Genomic DNA, 16,819 nt, shown 5'->3' with positions numbered 1-16,819 from the left:
CTCTACTCCTCGCCGCGCCGGTAGACGAGGCCGTCCGCCTTCGGCGGCCGCAGCCGCTGCGAGGAGAACCCCAGTACCAGCAGCGTGGTCACGTACGGGGTGGCGGTGACGACCTGGCCGGGCAGCGAATCGGTTCCGGCATACCAGGCGGCCAGCCCGCCGGCCGCCACGAGGCAGGCGACGGCCGACACGATCCGCCGTCGTCCACCACGCCTGGCGGCCTTCCCTGTCACCGTGCCCTTGCCGTCGGAGTCACCGTTGGCGCCACCCAGGTCGCCCACACCCACACCCACACCCGCGGCGCCGGCGCCGCGGGCCCGCGACCACCGCAGCAGCATGACCAGCCCGGTCGCGGCCAGCAGCACCGCCGCGACCAGCAGCAGCGCGTGCACGGCCGGCGCGTTCCGCAGCTGCAGCGCGTCGGCGTAGCCGAAGAGCGCGGAGCCGGCGGCGAGCCCGCCGGGCCGCCAGTTACCGAAGATCATCGATGCCAGGCCGATATAGCCGCGGCCGCCGGTCTGGCCCTCCCGGTAGATGTTGGCCGCGACCTCGGCCAGATATGCCCCACCGAAGCCGGCCAGCGCACCGGAGATCGTGACCGCCACGTACTTGTAGGCGTACACGTTGACGCCGAGCGTCTCCGCGGCGTGCGGCTCCTCGCCGCAGGAACGCAGCCGCAGCCCGAACGGGGTCCGCCACAGGACGCCCGCGCTCAGGATCACCAGAGCGACCGCGATCAGCGTGAACAGCGAGATGTTCGTGAGCAGGCCGCGCAGCAGCCCGGCAAGGTCGGAGATGAGGAACCAGTGCCGGCTTTCGACCGGCCGCAGCACGGACTCGATGCCGGGCACCGAGACCCGCCCGACCGGGCCGATCGGCGGCGACTGCGACTGGCCGCCGCCGGGGKTGCCTTCGAGCAGCTCGGCGGCCAGGTACTTGGTGACGCCCAGGCCCAGGATGTTGATGGCGACACCACTGACGATGTGGTCGACGCCGAAGGTGACGGTGGCGACCGCGTGCACCAGCCCGCCGATCGCGCCGAACAGCATGGCCGCGACCAGCCCGGCCCACGGCCCGTGTTCCCAGCCGATGCAGCCGGCCCCGAACGTGCCGAGGATCATCATGCCCTCGAGGCCGATGTTCACCACGCCGGCCCGTTCGGCCCACATGCCGCCGAGCGCCGCCATCGCGATCGGGACCGTGGCGCCGAGCGCCGCCCGTACGGTGCCCGACGAGGTGAGTTGGTCAGCCCCGGACACCACCCGCGCGAACGCCATGACCAGCAGGACGCCCGCCACGGCCCACAGCCAGCGCGGCCCCGCTGCGCGGCGCCACCCCGGCGTCGGGGCGGAGCCCCTGCCCGCCGCGGACGGCGCTCCGGACCCGGACGCGGGCGGCGGCGGCGGGCTTGGGGTCAGGACCGTCGTCACGCTCCCACCTCCTGTGGCGTCGACGGGGCGGGCGGGGCAGGGGCCGTCGCGGCGAGCCTGCGCGCGACGTCCCGCTGCTCGGCCCGGGTGCGCACCCGCCGGACCAGCTCGTAGGCGACCACGACCGACAGCACGATGACGCCCTGGGTGACGAGCACGATGTCCCTCGAGACGCCCCGCAGCTCCAGCGAGGTCGCCGCGTTGTCGAGGAAGCCGAACAGCAGCGCGCCGATCGCGATGCCGACCGGGTGGTTGCGGCCGAGCAGCGCGATCGCGATCCCGGTGAAGCCGAGCCCGGCCGGGAAGTCCAGGGAGAAGGTGTGCGCAGCGCCGAGCAGCTGCGGCATGCCGACCAGACCGGCGACCGCGCCGGACAGGAGCATGCTGATGATGATCATCCGGCTGACCCGCACGCCGCTGGCCTTCGCCGCGTCCTCGCTCGCGCCGGCGGCCCGCAGGTCGAAGCCGAACCGGGTGCGCGACAGCAGGAACCAGTAGCCGGCTCCGACCGCGACCGCCAGGATCGCCAGGCCGTAGACCTGCAGCCGCGAGTCCGGGATGAGCGAGATCCCGGGGATCTGCCCGGAGGCCGGGATGGTCGGGGTGCCGATGTTGTTCGAGCCGACGGTGCGCACGGCGAGCCGCCCCGGCGTCAGCAGGTAGGCGACCAGTGCGCCGCCGAGGTAGTTCAGCATGATGGTCGAGATGACCTCGCTGACGCCGCGGTAGACCTTCAGCAGCGCCGCGAGGCCCGCCCACAACGCGCCCACGCCCATCGCGATCAGCAGCACGACCGTGACGTGCAGGACCGGCGGCAGACTGATCTTGGCCGCCACCGCGGCGGCGAGCAGCGCGGCCAGCCGGTACTGCCCGTCCACGCCGATGTTGAACAGGTTCATCCGGAACCCGATCGCGACCGCGACCGCCGCGAAGTAGTACGTGACCGCCGAGTTGACCATCAGCGCCTGGGACCGCGGGCGCTGGGCGTACGTGACCATCGTGTCGAGAACGTCGAGCGGGCTGCTGCCGGTGCCGACCAGCACCAGCACCGTCACCGTCACCGCGGTGACCAGCGCCAGCAGCGGCGCCGCGAGCGCGGCACCGGCGGCGGCGAGCAGCCTCGTGGGGTTCGGCACCGTCACCTCTCCTCCCCTGGCCGCGTGGCTGGCTGCTCGGCGACGCCGGTATCGCCGCTGTCGCCGGCATCCGGCCCGGCCGTGTCCGCGGCCGGCGTCGTCTCCACGGCCGGCTTGGTGTCCGCGGCCGGCGTCGTCTCCGCGGCCGGCGTCGTCTCCGCGGCCGGCGCGGTGTCCGCGGCCGGCGCACCGCTCATGCCGGACATCGCCGAGCCCAGATCCTCCGGGGTCACGCCGCGGGGGTCGGCCTCGGCGACCAGCCGGCCGCGCAGGATGACCCGCAGCGTGTCGGACAGGCCGATCAGCTCATCCAGGTCGGCGCTGACCAGCAGCACCGCCAGGCCCTCCCGCCGGGCGGCCCGCAGCTGGTCCCAGATCGCGGCCTGGGCGCCGACGTCCACCCCGCGGGTCGGATGCGCCGCGACGAGCAGCGTCGGGCGGTCGCGCATCTCCCGGCCGACGATCAGCTTCTGCTGGTTGCCGCCGGACAGCGCGCCGGCGGCGACGGCCACCGACGGGGTGCGCACGTCGTACTCGGCCACGATCTGGCGGGTGTCGGACCGCGCCGCGGACGGCGTCAGCAGGCCGGCCCGGGAGTTCGGCGGCCGGGTCTGATGGCCGAGCATGCGGTTCTCCCACAGCGGCGCGTCGAAGAGCAGGCCGGAACGGATCCGGTCCTCGGGTACGTACGCCACGCCGGCCTCCCGGCGGCGTCGCGTCGRCCACGCGGTGACGTCGGTCCCGCCGAGCAGCACCCTGCCGGTGGCGGCGGGCCGGATGCCCATCACGGCCTCGATCAGCTCGGCCTGACCGTTGCCCTCGACACCGGCGATGCCGAGGATCTCGCCGCGGCGCACGGTGAAGCTGACGTCCGTCACGGCCCGGCGGCCATCCTCGGTGTCGACGGACAGCCCCTCGACCGTCAGCGCCACCTCGTCGGTGACGGACTCCTCCGAGATCTCCGGCGACGGGAGCTCGCTGCCGACCATCAGCTCGGCCAGCTGCCGCGTGGTCACCTCGGCCGGCCGGACGGTGCCCACCGTCGTCCCGCGCCGGATCACGGTGATGTCGTCGGCGACGGTGAGCACCTCGTCGAGCTTGTGCGAGATGAAGATGATGGACAGGCCCTCGTTGACCAGGTCACGCAGCGCTCCGAAGAGCTCGTCGACCTCCTGCGGGACGAGAACCGCGGTCGGCTCGTCGAGGATGAGGGTGCGCGCCCCGCGGTAGAGCACCTTCAGGATCTCGACCCGTTGCCGTTCACCGATGCCCAGGTCGCGGACGTAGGCGCCAGGCCGGATGTCCAGGCCGTAGCGGGTGGCGATCTCGTTGATGCGGGCCCGTGCCTGGCGGGAGTCGAGCAGGAGCCGGCGCCATCCACGCTGGCGTGGCTCGGCCCCGAGCACCACGTTCTCCAGGACGGTCAGGTTCYCGGCGAGCTTGAAATGCTGGTGCACCATGCCGATGCCGCGGGCGATMGCGTCGGCCGGGCTGCGCAGGGTGACGGCCTCGCCGTCGACGAGGATCGTCCCCGAGTCCGGACGGTGCATCCCGTACAGCGTCTTCATCAGCGTCGACTTGCCGGCGCCGTTCTCGCCGACCACCGCGTGCACGGAGCCGCGCCGGATGCGGAGGGAGATGTCCCGGTTGGCGACCACGCCCGGGAACGTCTTGGTGATGTCGCGCAGCTCGACGGCGAAGGCCACCGACTCCGAGCCAGCGGCCTCGGTGCTCTCGGCGGCGGACGCCTGTGTGCCCTCGGTGCCGATGGGAGACGCTCCTCGTGGGATCGACGGAAGGCGACCGACATGGCCGGAGCCGGCCGCGGTCAGTCGACTGACCGCGGCCGGCCTGGTCGGTTGGGCAGGGCCCACCCGCCTCCGGACTGACCGGGTCAGATCACTTGGCCGGCGTGGTCGGCACCTTGATCTCGCCGGAAATGATCTTCTTCTGGTAGTCCTCGGCCATGGCCGTGTACGGCGACACGATGCTGTTCGACGTCGAGAAGGCGACGCCGCCGACCTTCAGGTCGTACACCTTCGCCCCGGTCAGCRGCTTGCCGTCGACAGCCGACTTGATCATGTCGTAGACGGCGACGTCCACGTGCTTGATCATCGAGGTGAGGATGACCGGCTGGACGTCCGCCGCGGCACCCTGGTACTGGTCCGCGTCGACGCCGATGGCGAGCTTGCCCGCCGACTTGGCGGCGGTGAACACGCCACCGCCGGAACCGCCCGCCGCGTGGTACACGACGTCGGCGCCGCTGTCGTACATGCCGGCGGCCGCGGTCTGGCCCTTGGCCGGGTCGCTGAAGCCGGTGAAGTCCGGCGGCTGGGTCAGGTAGGTCACCTGGATCTTGATGTCCGGCTTGACCGCCTTCGCGCCCGCCTCGTAGCCGGCCTGGAACTTCTGGATCAGCGGGGTGTTGACGCCGCCCACGAAGCCGATGTTGCCGACCTTCGTCGCCTGCGCCGCGATCGCGCCGACCAGGAAGGAGCCCTGCTCCTCGGCGAAGGTCAGGCTGGCGACGTTCGGGACGTCCACGAGGGTGGCGTCGTCGATGATCGCGAAGTTGATGTCCGGGTACTCGGGAGCCACCTTGCCGAGCGCCGTCGCGTACGCGAAGCCGACCGCGATGATCGGGTTGTTGCCGGCGTCGGCGAGCTGCCGCAGCCGCTCCTCCTTCTGCGCGTCGGTCTCGCCCTCGGCGGCCTCCAGCTCGGTCTTCGTGACGCCGAGCCCCGTGGCGGCCTTGTCGAGGCCGGCCGCCGCCGAGTCGTTGAACGACTTGTCGCCCCGGCCACCGATGTCGTACGCGAGGCCGACCTTCAGGGACTTGGCGGCGGCGGTGGTGCCGCCGCTGGCGGGCGCCGTGCCGTCGTCCCCGTCATCACTCCCGCAGGCCCCGAGGGCAAGCACCACCACGCTGGCCGCAGCGACGAGCCCCGTTATCTTCCCAAAGCGGCCGAATCTCCGCGTTCGCCTGTCTGCGCGCAAGGAACCTGTCTCCCCTTCATATGCCTCGGGCACTCCACCCGTCGGCGCCGTCAGCGTCGGCCCCTGCCGGGAAAGATCCCCCCAATCGCCCCCGATCCGGGCGTAGCCGTAGGGAGGCTAGAACTAGCACGTTTCAATGCCAGATGCCGGCAGTTTCCAAGCTCGACGTACTTGTAACACTTGTGTTACCTAGTTCACAAAGGTCGAGTCAAGGTAGAGGTTGACGTGACGGGCCGAGCACCGGACGCGCAGGTTCGGCGCCCCGTTATCGGTTGTTCATCCGGTTGGAACACGTCGCTGGACGGCCGCCGATCCCTCACGGATCCGTGGTCTCGCTGGCCCGGGCCGCGGCCGGGCTGAGAACCGGCGCGCCATAGCGTCGTTGGCGGGTCACGGGGCGAGACATCGGGAGCGACGGTTCGGTGACCCGAGACGTCGCGAGCCACGGCCGGCCGCCGAGGCCCGACGGCCTGAAAGTGACGCCCGCGAGGCGGCCTGAGCAGGCGCTCGCCGGGCGGTCAGATGACCTGAAGGACGACCGGCCTGGCGGACGGCGGGGACTCGGACACCCGAAACGCGTCCCTGACCAGACCGACGGGCGGCTCGACGCCGTCGCGATGGTGGATGACGGCCAGCGGCTCGCCCGCCGAGACCTGATCCCCCACCTGATGACGCAGCACGACCCCCGCCGAGTGGTCCAACGGACCGCCCTTGACGAGCCGGCCCGCGCCGACCCTCATCGCGGCCGTGCCGATGGCGCGTGGGTCGACGTCGTGCACGTAGCCATCGCGGTCGGCGAGGACCTGCTCCTGGCACTCGGCGATCGGCAACCCGCCCGGCTCCGCCAGCGCGTCGGGCTCGGCTCCCTGCGCCGCCGCCCAGCGCAGGAACTGCTCGTAGCCCTCGCCGCCGGCCAGGGTCCCACGCACCTTCCGCTCGGCCTCCTCCGGCGCGAGGCCCGGGTCCGCGCTGCGCAGCATCAGGGCGGCGATCGTGCGGCAGAGCTCCGTCAGGCCCGGAATCTCCTGGCCCCTGAGCACGTCCAGTGCCTCACGCACCTCGAGGGCGTTCCCCACCGCGTAACCGAGCGGTTGGCTCATGTCCGTGAGCACGGCCCGGCAGCGCAGGCCGGCCCCGGTGGCGACCTCGACCATCAGCCGTGCCAGCTCGAGAGCCCGGTCCTGGTCCGGGATCAGCGCCCCCGCGCCCGTCTTCACGTCGAACAGCACACCGTGCGCACCCACGGCGATCTTCTTGCTGACGATGCTGGCCGCGATCAGCGGGAGGCTGTCGACCGTTCCGGTGACGTCCCGCAGCGCGTACGTCGCCTTGTCGCCGGGGGTCAGGCTCGCGCTCTGCCCGGTGATGACCATCCCGACCTGGTCGACCATCCGGTAGACCTCGTCGGTGCCCAGCTCGAGGCGCAGCCCGCGGATGGACTCCATCTTGTCGATCGTGCCGCCGGTGAGGCCCAGGCCGCGGCCGCTCATCTTGGCCACCGCCACCCCGCACGCCGCGACCAGCGGCGCGACGATGAGGCTCACCGTGTCGCCCACGCCGCCGGTGCTGTGCTTGTCGAGCACCACCCGTCCGGTCGCGGCGAAGTCGAGCGTGTCGCCGCCGGTCACGTACGCCCGGGTCAGCGCCACCGTCTCCGCCCGCGACAGGCCCCGACAGGCCACCGTCGCCAGCCAGGCCGACATCTGGTAATCGGGGATCCGGCCGGCGACGAAGTCCGCCACCAGCAGCTCGATCTCTTCCGCGGCCAACGCGGTCCCCGCCCTGGTACGGGCGACAGCGTCGATGGCGCGCGCGGAGGCTTCAGCGTTCATGCGCTCAGTCTCCACGCTGGTCAGGGCCCCGGAGACCGATATGTGACACCCTGGTCCCGGCGACACCCTCCGCACACGGCCAGTCCGAACCCGACAACAACCGGTCGATCCGGCCGCGGCGCGGGTTCTGGGAATCAGTCAGACGCAGCGCGCCACAGATGACGCTCACCGCCTGACTGTTCTTGACCCGCTGGGCACAGGCGGTCGCGCAGACGTCCGCTGGCACCGCACCAGCTCGTCGATCGCGCTGGCCTTACTACCGTGGCCTGAGGCGAAACTACCGTGGCCTGAGGCGAAACTACCGTGGCCTGAGGCGAAACTACCGTGGCCTGAGGCGAAGGTTCACGGAGGACATCATGGGTCACCTTGGCAGCGATGGTCGGTACCTCATCGACGACGAGGACCGGCGCCGGTTCGCGCGGGACGKGTTCGTTCACCTGGCCGGCGTGCTCACCGATGACGAGATCGCCCAGATCGAGGGCACCTACGACCGGTTCCTTCGCCGCGAGATCGAGGTGACCGGCAAGGACTTCTGCGACATGGCCGGCGACTACGGGCGGGACCCGTCGGAGTACTCGATCGTGAACGTGATGCTGCCCCGCCGGTACTTCCCCGAATGGCGGGGCAACGTCTACGAGCGGCGGACCGCCGACATCGCCCGGCAGCTCTGCGGCGACGGTATGACGATCGACTACGACCAGCTTCTCGCCAAGCAGCCCCACAAGACCGACGCCGTGTTCGCCTGGCACCAGGACATGGCCTACTGGCCGGCGACCGAGGACCGCCGCACGGCGACGTTCTGGCTGGCCGTCGACGACTCGACGATCGACAACGGCTGCATGCGGTTCGTCCCGGCCACCACCCACGAGGACCGCCTGCGGCCGCACGCGCCGGTGTACGGCGGGCGCGGCGAGTCCCACGCCCTGGGCACCGAGCTGCGACCTGATGACGAGGTGGTCGTCAGGCCGATCTCCCGGGGCGACTGCACCGTGCACAACGAGCGGGTGATGCATGGCTCGGGCGGTAACCACACCGACGGGTTCCGGCGGGCCTACATCCTCGCCTACCGCTCCGAGGCCACGGTGAGCATCGAGCGCCAGCTCGGCTTCACCCACAGCCACAACGACAAGGCCGAGGTCCTGAGCGCCGTGGGCGTGACGGGCGAGACCAACCGAAACGCCTGACTGGCCATTCGGGAGCGTGGCGCTCGGCGACGGGGTTACTCCGTATCCGGAACGCCGAGGCCACGCAGGAGCCCGCGGGTCATCCGGTGGGATTTTCGGGGCCAGAGCGAGGAACCGAATTTGCTCAAGCCCCTCATCGGATCTGGCCATGGTCTGTGGGGTGGATCCCGGTCTCCTGGGCCCCAGAAGCCATGGACGGATGAGTGTGGCCGTGGGTCCGTCGGCGCCAGAATCCCGGGGTTTCATCGGACCATGATCTGGTGGGATCTTCGGCGCCAGAACTCCGAAAATGCCACCAGATCATGAGCCTGGCCATGATCCGGTGAGATCCTTGGCGCTCGCCCGGCTCCAGATACTGGCTGTCCTCGCCCCGGGGCCGTGCGTCCGACAGGTGTCACGCGCAGATCCGCTTCCAGCCGGTGGCGCCGGGGCGCAGGGTGAAGGTCACGCGATGGCCGATGCCGTCCGTGAAGGCGACCTCCGTCTCGCTCACCGGCGTCAGGGTTCCTGGCTGGGACGGGTTACCCCAACCGGCCGGCGGGTTGCCGCCGGCGTCGGTCAGCGGTGGGACCAGCTCGTAGTAGCGGCCCTCGTAGCGGGCCTCGCTGATGCCGCAGTGCGTGTAGAGGTCGTAGGGCACCGCCGGGCCCAGTTGCTTGGGCTCGGTGGCCGAGGACGAGGGCAGGGATGAAGGCGTGGGTGAGGGCAGGGATGAAGGCGTGGGTGAGGGCAGGGATGAAGGCGTGGGTGAGGGCAGGGACGAAGGCGTGGGTGCGGGGTCGCAGGCGCCGAGCAGTAAGGCCAGGCAGGCGACGAGGACCGCGCTGGCCGCCGGCATCCGCATCCAGGCGAAGGCGTTCATCGGTTCTCCGTCCGCGTCGAAGAGGGGGCCGAAAGAGGATGGCTTCCGTTTCGACGCGGCGCGTACCGCCTCGGTTCCGCGGTCCGCCGCGACGTTCAAGCGACCCTCGGCATCTCCGCGGGACAAGGAGGCCAGGGGAAAAGAGCGGCGGGAGTCGGGCGGTTTCCTTTGGAAGCCCGAGGACCGAGGCGCTCAGGGCGAAGGGACGGCCCACGCGGCGGCGGCGCGGGGGCCGGTAAGGGGTACGCGAGGGTCGGTAAGTGTTGCCAATCGGTGTCGGCGCGGGTCAGCGGCCGTCGAGGAGAGTCGGGTCGGCGCGGAGCTCGGCGCGGACGGCGGCCTCCCAGAAGCCGATGAAGCCGTTGCCGTCGGAGTTCCTCATGTGGTTCAGGAAACCGGCCGGCAGCACCGGAGCCGGGCTGGCGCCGAGGGCGCGGATGTGCCACGCGCGCTGGCAGCGCTGTTCCAGCGCGACGGCGCGCTGGAACAGCGCCCGGGCCGAGGTACCGAGGACGAAGACGCCGTGGCCGGCGAGCAGCGCGAGATGACCACCGCGCAGGGCGTCGACCGCGCCGCGGGCGGTGGCGAGGTCGTTGACGGGGCCCTCGTACTCGTTGACCAGCACCAGGTCGCCACCGCCGCCGAGCGCGGAGCTCTGGTCGTGGATAGGCGGGATCTCGCCCAGGTCCGCCCAGACCGTGCCGTAGAGAGGATGGTTGTGGACGGCCCAGGTGACGTCGGTACGGGCGGCGTGTAACGCGAGGTGCAGGGGGATGCCGAGCGGGACCGGCCAGTCGCCCTCGAGCAGGTTGCCGTCGAGGTCGATCCGGATGATCTGGTCGGGGCGCAGTTCGTCCCAGCGGACCAGCCACGGGTTGCACAGCAGGGTCCCGTCGGGCTGCAGCGCGGTGATGTGGCCGGCCAGGTGGTCGTTGTAGCCCTCCCGCCACAGGGCGCGGGCGAGCAGCACGATCTCCTCGCGGGTGGTGAGCTCCGGCATCAGCTTCTCGGCGGTGGGAACGAACGTCACGGGAATGCCTTTCAGCACGAGACGGAGCAACGGCCGGACAGGAATGMCTTCGAGAAAGGGCCGCCAGACGAGAGCGGCTCCCAGGACGGGGCTGCTGGAAGCTGACGGCTGGACGGCTGGACGGCTGAGCGCGAACGCCCTCAGACCGGGTCGGCGGGCAGGACCGTCGGTGGCAGGGGGTGGCGGAACAGGGCGGCGGCGTTCTCGCTGCACATCGCCCGGATCTCGGMGGGCGGGATGTGGCCCCAGGCGTCGGCGAGGACCTGCTGGGTGTCGGGCCAGGTGCCGTCGCCGTGCGGGTAGTCGGTCTCGACCATGATGTTCTCGACGCCGATCCGGTGGCGGGTGTCGATCGTCGACGGGTCGTCGATCGTGCAGAACCAGAAGTTGCGGCGCAGCACCTCGGCGGGGCGCAGGTCCCAACCGAGGCCGTAGCCCGACCGGTCGACGATGTTGTCGAGGCGGTCGAGCAGCATCGCGACCCAGCCGATCCCGCCCTCGCTCATCGCGATCCTCAGAGTCGGGAAGCGGGCCGGGTACTCCGACCACAGCCATTCGGCGCAGGCGGTGAGCGACGCCTGGCCGAACAGCGTCGAGCCGAGCTGCAGGCCGGGCGCGCCCGGTGGCTTCTCCGAGAGGCCGGCGCTGCCGACGTGCAGGGTGATGACGGTGTCCGTGTCGACGCAGGCCTGGATGATCGGGTCCCAGTGGTCGCGGTCCCACAGCGACGGCAGGCCGATGGCGTGCGGCCGTTCCGGGAAGGTGACGGCGGTGAACCCGCGCGCGGCGTTCCGCCGGATCTCGGCGACGGCGAGCGCCGGGTCGGACAGGTGCGTGATGCCCATCGGGACGACCCTGTCGGGATAGGCCTGGAACCATTCCTCGTACAGCCAGTCGTTCCAGGCCCGCACGCAGGCGAGGCCCAGCCCCTGGTCGCGGGCGCCGAAGAACACCCGGCCGCAGAACCCGGTGATCTGCGACGGGAAGTTCACCGACGCCCACACCCCGCTCACGTCCATGTCCCGCACCCGGGCCCCGATGTCGTAGCAGCCGGGGCGCATGTGCTCGAACCGGAACGGCTCGACCTTCACCGAGTCGGGCCGCCGGCCGGCGGCGGCGTTCATGCCGACCTGGGTGAACCGCTGGTCCTCGAACAGCCAGACCTGGTGGCCGCGCTCCGTCTCGACGATCCGCGGCGCCGCGTCCTCGAACCGGGCCGGAACCCGCCCGGCGAACAGGTGCGGCGGCTCCACGACGTGGTCGTCGACCGAGATGATCGTGTACCGGACCTCGCGGGGCGCCGGCTCGGGCAGGAACAGGCTCGGGTCGAGTTCGGCCTCGCTGGCGGTCGGGGTGGGAGTGGTGGCCACGGGTGCCTCCGGACGGGTGCGTTGGGGGGTCGGACCGCCGGTCAGGCCGAAGGACGCGCGGCGACTGCGAAGCCTCGCGCGTCCAAAAGCCCTTCAGGCGTATGGGCGGTCGAGGCCGAGAAGGACCAGGTGGAGGAACAGGGCGCCCGCGCCGCCGGCCGTGCACAGGGCGACCTGGGCGTCGGGAACCTGCAGGTCCGGGCCGCAGTCGCCGCGCAGCTGCTCGGCGCCGCGGATGACGCGCTGCAGCATCTGGACGGACGAGCCGGCATGGCTGAACGACATCGTGCCGCCGTCGGTGGTGACCGGATGGCTGCCGGTGATCGCGATGTGGCCGTCCTCGACGAACGGGCCGCCCTCCCCCGGCCCGCAGAAGCCGAACGCCTCCAGCTGGCGGATGATCTCGAACGAGAACGGGTCGTAGAGCTCCAGCACGTCGACGTCGTCGCGGCGCAGGCCGGCGGTCGCGAGCGCCCGTTCGAAGGCCCGCCGCCCCACCTGGCCGTTGACGGGCACGTCCGTGCCGGGCGCAGCCGTGCCTGGCATGTCCGCGCTGGCCGCCCCGGACGCGCCGATCCCCGTGGGCCCGTCGGCGCGGCGGGCGTGGYCGGTGTGGTCCCAGGCCGGCGGGAAGCGGTAGCTCGGGCCGAAGTGGTCGGCGCCGCCGGCGAGCACGTGCACGGGCGGGCGGGGCAGGTCGGCGGCGCGCTCGGCGGTCGTGAGCAGCAGCGCGCAGCCGCCCTCGGAGGTGGTCGAGCAGTCGAGCAGGTGGAACGGGTCGGCGACCATCCGGGAGGCGAGCACGTCGGCGGCGGTGAAGGGCCCGCGACCCGCGTAGACCGCGGCGGGGTTGGCGTGGCCGTTGTTACGGATGGTCGCCGCGACCGTCGCGAGCTGCCCCGGCGTGGTGCCGTACTCGGTCATGTGCCTGCGCGCGATGAGGGCGAACTCGGCGGCGGTGAACATGCCCCAGGGGATGACGAACTCGTTCTCCGGGCGGGTCCACGGGGCGGTGGAGGCACGCTCGGTGTAGGTGCCGGCGGCCGCGGAGGCGACGAGGACGGTGTCCGCCTGGCCGGACGCGATCGCCGCGGCCGCCTCGAGCACCGCGGCGACGCCATGCTGGGCGCCCTGCCAGGCGGGGCCGAGGCCGAGGTCGTAGACGAACCCGCCGGACATGCCGGGAGTGGACAGGCCGTCGACGTCGGCGAGGCCAAGGCCGGCGTCGGCGAGGACGCCCAGGACCGCCTCGACCAGCAGGGCCGTCGACGTCGGGTCCGGCAGCCGGCGGGCCTGGGCCGTGTTGTGGATGCCGACGATCGCGGCGGACCGCGGATACGCCACGCTCAGCTCCTCTCCCCCGGCGGCCCGGTGCCGTCCAGCCCGGATTCGCCGTCCTCGCCACGCCCGCGCCGACCCTCGTCGGCGTCGCCGCGCTCACCCTCGTCGGCGAGGCGCTCGTCGGCGGGGTCCCTGTGATCGGGGCGCTCGTGGTCGGGGCGCTCGTAGTCGTGCAGCGGGGGCGGCCCGGCGAACGGCGGCCGCGGGGTGGTGGGCAGGTCGGCGAGCTCGTCGCGCAGCTGGGCGACGTTCGCCAGCTCCGCGTACATCCGGCGCAGCACGTAGTCGCCGACGGCGCGGGAGTAGCGCAGCTCGGGCCGGCCGTCCAGCCGGACCTCCTGGGCGCGGCGCCGGCCCCAGCGCAGCTCGTCGACGGCCGCCCGGGTCTGCTCGAGATAGCGGTCGAGTACCTCCACGACCCGCTCCGGCTCGGTCTCGGCGCCCAGCCACACCCGCAGCAGCACCGGGTGCTTGATGACCACCGGCTCCTCGTCGGTCGTCTGGCGCAGCCAGTCGCGCAGCACCGCGCGGCCGGCCGGGGTGATCTCGTGGACGAAGGTGCGCCGGATCCGGCGGCCTGGCGCCGGGCTCGCGGTGACCAGGCCGAGCGCCTCCAACCGCGCCAGTTCCTTGCGGATGTGGCTGATCGCCGGCGCCCAGTAGAAGAAGCGCAGGCTGAAGTCGGCCCGGGTCTTCAGCTCGACCGGCGACAGCGGCACGTCGGCGACCGCCAGCAGCCCGAGCACGGCATACGCGGTCGTCGGCAGGCCATCCCCCGCACCCGCTCCCCCGGCGCCCGCTTCTCCGGAGCCGTCCCCGGATGCGGCACCCGCGGCGCCACCGGCGGGCCATGACGGGCCGGTCATACGCCGGCCGGCCGGTCGCCTAGGACGCGCCGGGCGCGCAGGCCGTCGACCTCGGCCGGGGTGAGACCGAGCAGGCCGCCGTACACCTCGTCGTCGTGTTGTCCGAAGAGGGGCGCCGGGCGGCGCAGCAGCGGGCCGGGCTGGCTGGCGAGGCGGAACGCGACGCCTGGCATCGGGTGCTCGCCGACCACCGGGTGGGCCAGCCTCTCGAAGAAGCCGCGGGCCGCTAGCTGCGGGTTGGCCAGCAGGCCGGCGGCGGGGGTGACCGGCGCGGCCGGGACGCCGGCGGTCGCGAGGGCGGCGAGGGCCGTGGTCCGGTCGGGCGCCGCGTCGGCCCAGGCCGCGATCGCCTCGTCGACCAGGTCGTGGGCGGCGGTGGCGCGGCGGCCCACCAGGGTCGCGAGTCCCGCGTCGGCGGCGAGGTCGGGGCGGCCGAGCACGGCGCACAGGCTCCGCCACTGGGTGTCGTCGGTGATCGCGAGCGCGAGCCAGACGTCGGGGCCGGCCGGGTCGCGGGGACAGCGGTAGACCCCCTGCGGCGCCGCCAGCGGCCCGAGCGGGCCGCGGTTGCCGTCGCGGCGCGGCGACGCGCCGCCCTCGGTGTGGTCGACGGTCAGCTCGGCGGCGACGTTGAGGACCGACTCGATCATCGTCGCCTCGACCAGCGCGCCGGAGCCGTCGCCGTCCGGGCGGTCCCGGGCGGCGAGCGCGACCAGGGTGGCGAACGCGGCGTGCAGGCCGGCGATCGGGTCGCAGGCGCCGCGCGGGATCACCGGCGGGCCGTCGGCGGTCCCGGTCAGCCAGGCCATGCCGCTGGCCTGCTCCATCGTCTGGGCGAAGCCGGTGCGGTCGCGCCACGGCCCATCGAGCCCGAACGCCGGCATGCGGGTGAGCACGGCCTTCGGGTTCGCCGCGCGCACCGCCTCCCAGTCGAGGCCGAGGTTGGGCATGACCCGGGGGGTGAAGTTCTCGATCACGACGTCGCAGACGCCGATGAGCCGCCGGGCCAGGGCGAGCCCCTCGGCGGTGGACAGCTCCAGGCTGATAGCGCGCTTGTTGGCGTTGGTCGCGAGGAACATCGTTCCCCATTCCCACCAGCTTGGCTCGGTCGGCGGCTTGCCGCCCGCGAACCGCATGCCATCCGGGCGGGACATCCCCTCGGCCTTGATGACGTCGGCGCCGAGCGAGCCAAGCAGCATCGTCGCCGACGGGCCGGCCCAGAACGCGGTCAGGTCGAGCACCCGCAGCCCGTCCAGCGGCAGCGGCCGCACGGCGCGACCGGGGCGGACGGGGCGGACGGGGCGGACGGGGCGGACGGGCGCCGCCACGCCGCCGGCCGCCGGGCCGCCGGCCGCCGCGCCATCATCTGCCGGACCGTCAGCGGCGGGCCAGCGGACGGTGTCGGTGTGCTCGCCGAGGGCGGGGGCCGGGGCGAGCGGCCGGCCGTGGAAGTCGCCCACGCGGTAGGGGACGCGGGGCTGCTGGAAGCCCCCGCGAGGGTTGGGGACGAACACGCCGCGGGCCGTGAACTGGTCGATCGTCGTCACGGTCTCCGGGGTGCCGACGGGGGTGGCCGGGATGCGCAGGGCGGCGGCGAGCTCGACGATCTCCTCGGTGGTGTGCCGGGTGGTCCAGGCGTGCACGGCGGCGTGGAACTCGGCCCGGCGGGCGTGCCGGCGCGGCAGCAGCGCCAGGTCGCGGTCGCCGAGCAGGTCGGGCCGTTCGATGAGGACCAGGAAGTCCTGGAACTGCTGTGCGGTGATGGTGCAGAAACCGACCAGACCATCCTTCGTCGGCTCGATCGACGGCGTCTCGGGGATGCGGCCAGGCGCGCCGGGGACGCCGGGCCTGGGGCCGCCCATGATGGTCGGCCCGACGACCGACAGGCCACCCATCATGATCGTCATGCATTCGAGCATCGAGACGTCGACGAGGTCGCCGACACCGTCGCGGCGGGCGCCGCGCAGCGCGGCGAGCCCGACGACCGCGGCGTAGACGCCGGACGCCCACTCGCCGATCCGCCCGCCGGCCTGCAACGGGGCGGCGTCCGGCTCGCCCCGGCCGGCGGTGGATCCGCAGAGCGCCTGGAGAAGGAACTCGTTGAACGCCGCCCCGCCCAGCGTCTCGGCACCCGGCGCCCCCGTGCCGGACCGGGATCCCTGCCGCCGGTACCCGCCGCCCGCCCAGGGCCCGGTGAGGCCGAACGGGCTGATCGACAGGACGACGGCGCGCGGGTTGCCGGCGTGCAGGCGCCCGAGGGCCACCGGGCCCGAGCCGCCACCCGCGAAGATCCCATCCCCGTCAGGGACCCCACCGCCGTCGGGGATCCCACCGCCGTCGGGGATCCCACCGCCGCGGGCCTCGCCTCCGCCGGAGGTTCCACCGCCGGCCAGGGCGCCGCCGACGATGATGAGGTCGGCCGCGGCGGCCAGGGCGCGAACCCGTGAGCTGTCGAGGTCGGCGGCGACGGACCGCTTCGACGTGTTGAGGAAGCGGAACAGCGCGCCATCCCCGTCGGGGCGGGGGCCCGACGCGGACCAGGCGCGCATCGGGTCGCCGGAGCCGGGCGGCTCCACCTTCACGACGTCGGCGCCCGCGTCGGCGAACAACTTCCCGCAGTAGGGCCCGGCGATCTGCGTCGCCAGTTCCAGAACGCGAACGCCGTCGAGCGGCCCGAGGGCCGACAGCGCCGATTCGCCCGCGGAGACGCCGGCTGACGCGTCAGCCGGTACGTCGGCGGGTGGAGTAGTGGAAGCGTCGGGCGACATTGA

12 protein-coding genes and 1 pseudogene are annotated in these 16,819 nt (G+C 72.8%); 1 reads left to right on the top strand and 12 read right to left on the bottom strand.

Translation table 11 applies throughout. From position 1 onward, the window contains the following. Nucleotides 1-2 precede the first annotated feature (2 nt). The 6 genes and pseudogenes from BL253_RS43585 to BL253_RS45325 form a co-directional block, all read right to left on the bottom strand. Nucleotides 3-1,430: an ABC transporter permease gene (locus tag BL253_RS43585; protein ID WP_241834657.1), complete on the bottom strand. Its 1,428-nt coding sequence runs from the start codon at nucleotides 1,428-1,430 to the stop codon at nucleotides 3-5. Continuing rightward, a complete protein-coding gene (locus BL253_RS09440; RefSeq protein ID WP_096335958.1) occupies nucleotides 1,427-2,572 on the bottom strand; it encodes an ABC transporter permease in 1,146 nt (381 codons plus the stop codon). The genes BL253_RS43585 and BL253_RS09440 overlap by 4 nt, the downstream gene beginning before the upstream one ends. Then, on the bottom strand, nucleotides 2,569-4,440 hold the full coding sequence (locus BL253_RS09435) for an ABC transporter ATP-binding protein (RefSeq protein WP_241834656.1): 1,872 nt from the start codon (nucleotides 4,438-4,440) through the stop codon (nucleotides 2,569-2,571). The genes BL253_RS09440 and BL253_RS09435 overlap by 4 nt, the downstream gene beginning before the upstream one ends. Before the next feature lie 25 nt (nucleotides 4,441-4,465). Then, nucleotides 4,466-5,491 carry a BMP family lipoprotein gene (locus BL253_RS09430; RefSeq protein ID WP_241834655.1) on the bottom strand — a complete coding sequence of 342 codons (1,026 nt, stop codon included), beginning with the start codon at nucleotides 5,489-5,491 and terminating at the stop codon, nucleotides 4,466-4,468. 590 nt (nucleotides 5,492-6,081) lie between these two features. Then, the gene (locus tag BL253_RS09425; RefSeq protein ID WP_076815548.1) at nucleotides 6,082-7,395 is read right to left on the bottom strand and encodes a thymidine phosphorylase; all 1,314 of its coding nucleotides are present in this window, start codon (nucleotides 7,393-7,395) and stop codon (nucleotides 6,082-6,084) included. 165 nt (nucleotides 7,396-7,560) lie between these two features. Then, nucleotides 7,561-7,719: pseudogene (locus BL253_RS45325) on the bottom strand (hypothetical protein); the annotation flags it as partial. Nucleotides 7,720-7,751: 32 nt separating this feature from the next. On the opposite strand from BL253_RS45325, the gene BL253_RS09415 reads away from it, so the two are divergent. Continuing rightward, nucleotides 7,752-8,579, top strand: coding sequence for a phytanoyl-CoA dioxygenase family protein (locus BL253_RS09415; RefSeq protein ID WP_076815547.1), 828 nt, complete (start codon nucleotides 7,752-7,754; stop codon nucleotides 8,577-8,579). A gap of 394 nt (nucleotides 8,580-8,973) precedes the next feature. On the opposite strand, the gene BL253_RS43580 is transcribed toward BL253_RS09415, so the two are convergent. From BL253_RS43580 to BL253_RS09385, 6 genes are all read right to left on the bottom strand, one after another. Continuing rightward, nucleotides 8,974-9,441 (bottom strand): hypothetical protein, encoded by a 468-nt coding sequence (locus BL253_RS43580; protein ID WP_241834654.1) that lies wholly within the window; start codon nucleotides 9,439-9,441, stop codon nucleotides 8,974-8,976. Between the two features lie 286 nt (nucleotides 9,442-9,727). Next, nucleotides 9,728-10,471 carry a class II aldolase/adducin family protein gene (locus BL253_RS09405; protein WP_076815546.1) on the bottom strand — a complete coding sequence of 248 codons (744 nt, stop codon included), beginning with the start codon at nucleotides 10,469-10,471 and terminating at the stop codon, nucleotides 9,728-9,730. Between the two features lie 140 nt (nucleotides 10,472-10,611). Further along, nucleotides 10,612-11,841, bottom strand: a complete 1,230-nt coding sequence (locus tag BL253_RS09400) for an amidohydrolase family protein (RefSeq protein ID WP_076815545.1) — start codon at nucleotides 11,839-11,841, stop codon at nucleotides 10,612-10,614. 93 nt (nucleotides 11,842-11,934) lie between these two features. Next, nucleotides 11,935-13,185 carry a thiolase family protein gene (locus BL253_RS09395; protein WP_076815544.1) on the bottom strand — a complete coding sequence of 417 codons (1,251 nt, stop codon included), beginning with the start codon at nucleotides 13,183-13,185 and terminating at the stop codon, nucleotides 11,935-11,937. A gap of 2 nt (nucleotides 13,186-13,187) precedes the next feature. Continuing rightward, nucleotides 13,188-14,048 carry a PadR family transcriptional regulator gene (locus tag BL253_RS09390; protein ID WP_081438150.1) on the bottom strand — a complete coding sequence of 287 codons (861 nt, stop codon included), beginning with the start codon at nucleotides 14,046-14,048 and terminating at the stop codon, nucleotides 13,188-13,190. Beyond that, entirely contained in the window at nucleotides 14,045-16,816 is a 2,772-nt protein-coding gene (locus BL253_RS09385; RefSeq protein ID WP_076815542.1) for a CaiB/BaiF CoA transferase family protein, read from the bottom strand. Before BL253_RS09385 ends, BL253_RS09390 begins: the two co-directional genes overlap by 4 nt. Nucleotides 16,817-16,819 lie beyond the last annotated feature (3 nt).

The organism is Pseudofrankia asymbiotica, from assembly GCF_001983105.1.
Lineage (GTDB): Bacteria > Actinomycetota > Actinomycetes > Frankiales > Frankiaceae > Pseudofrankia > Pseudofrankia asymbiotica.
This window is presented reverse-complemented; position numbering and strand designations above follow the sequence as displayed.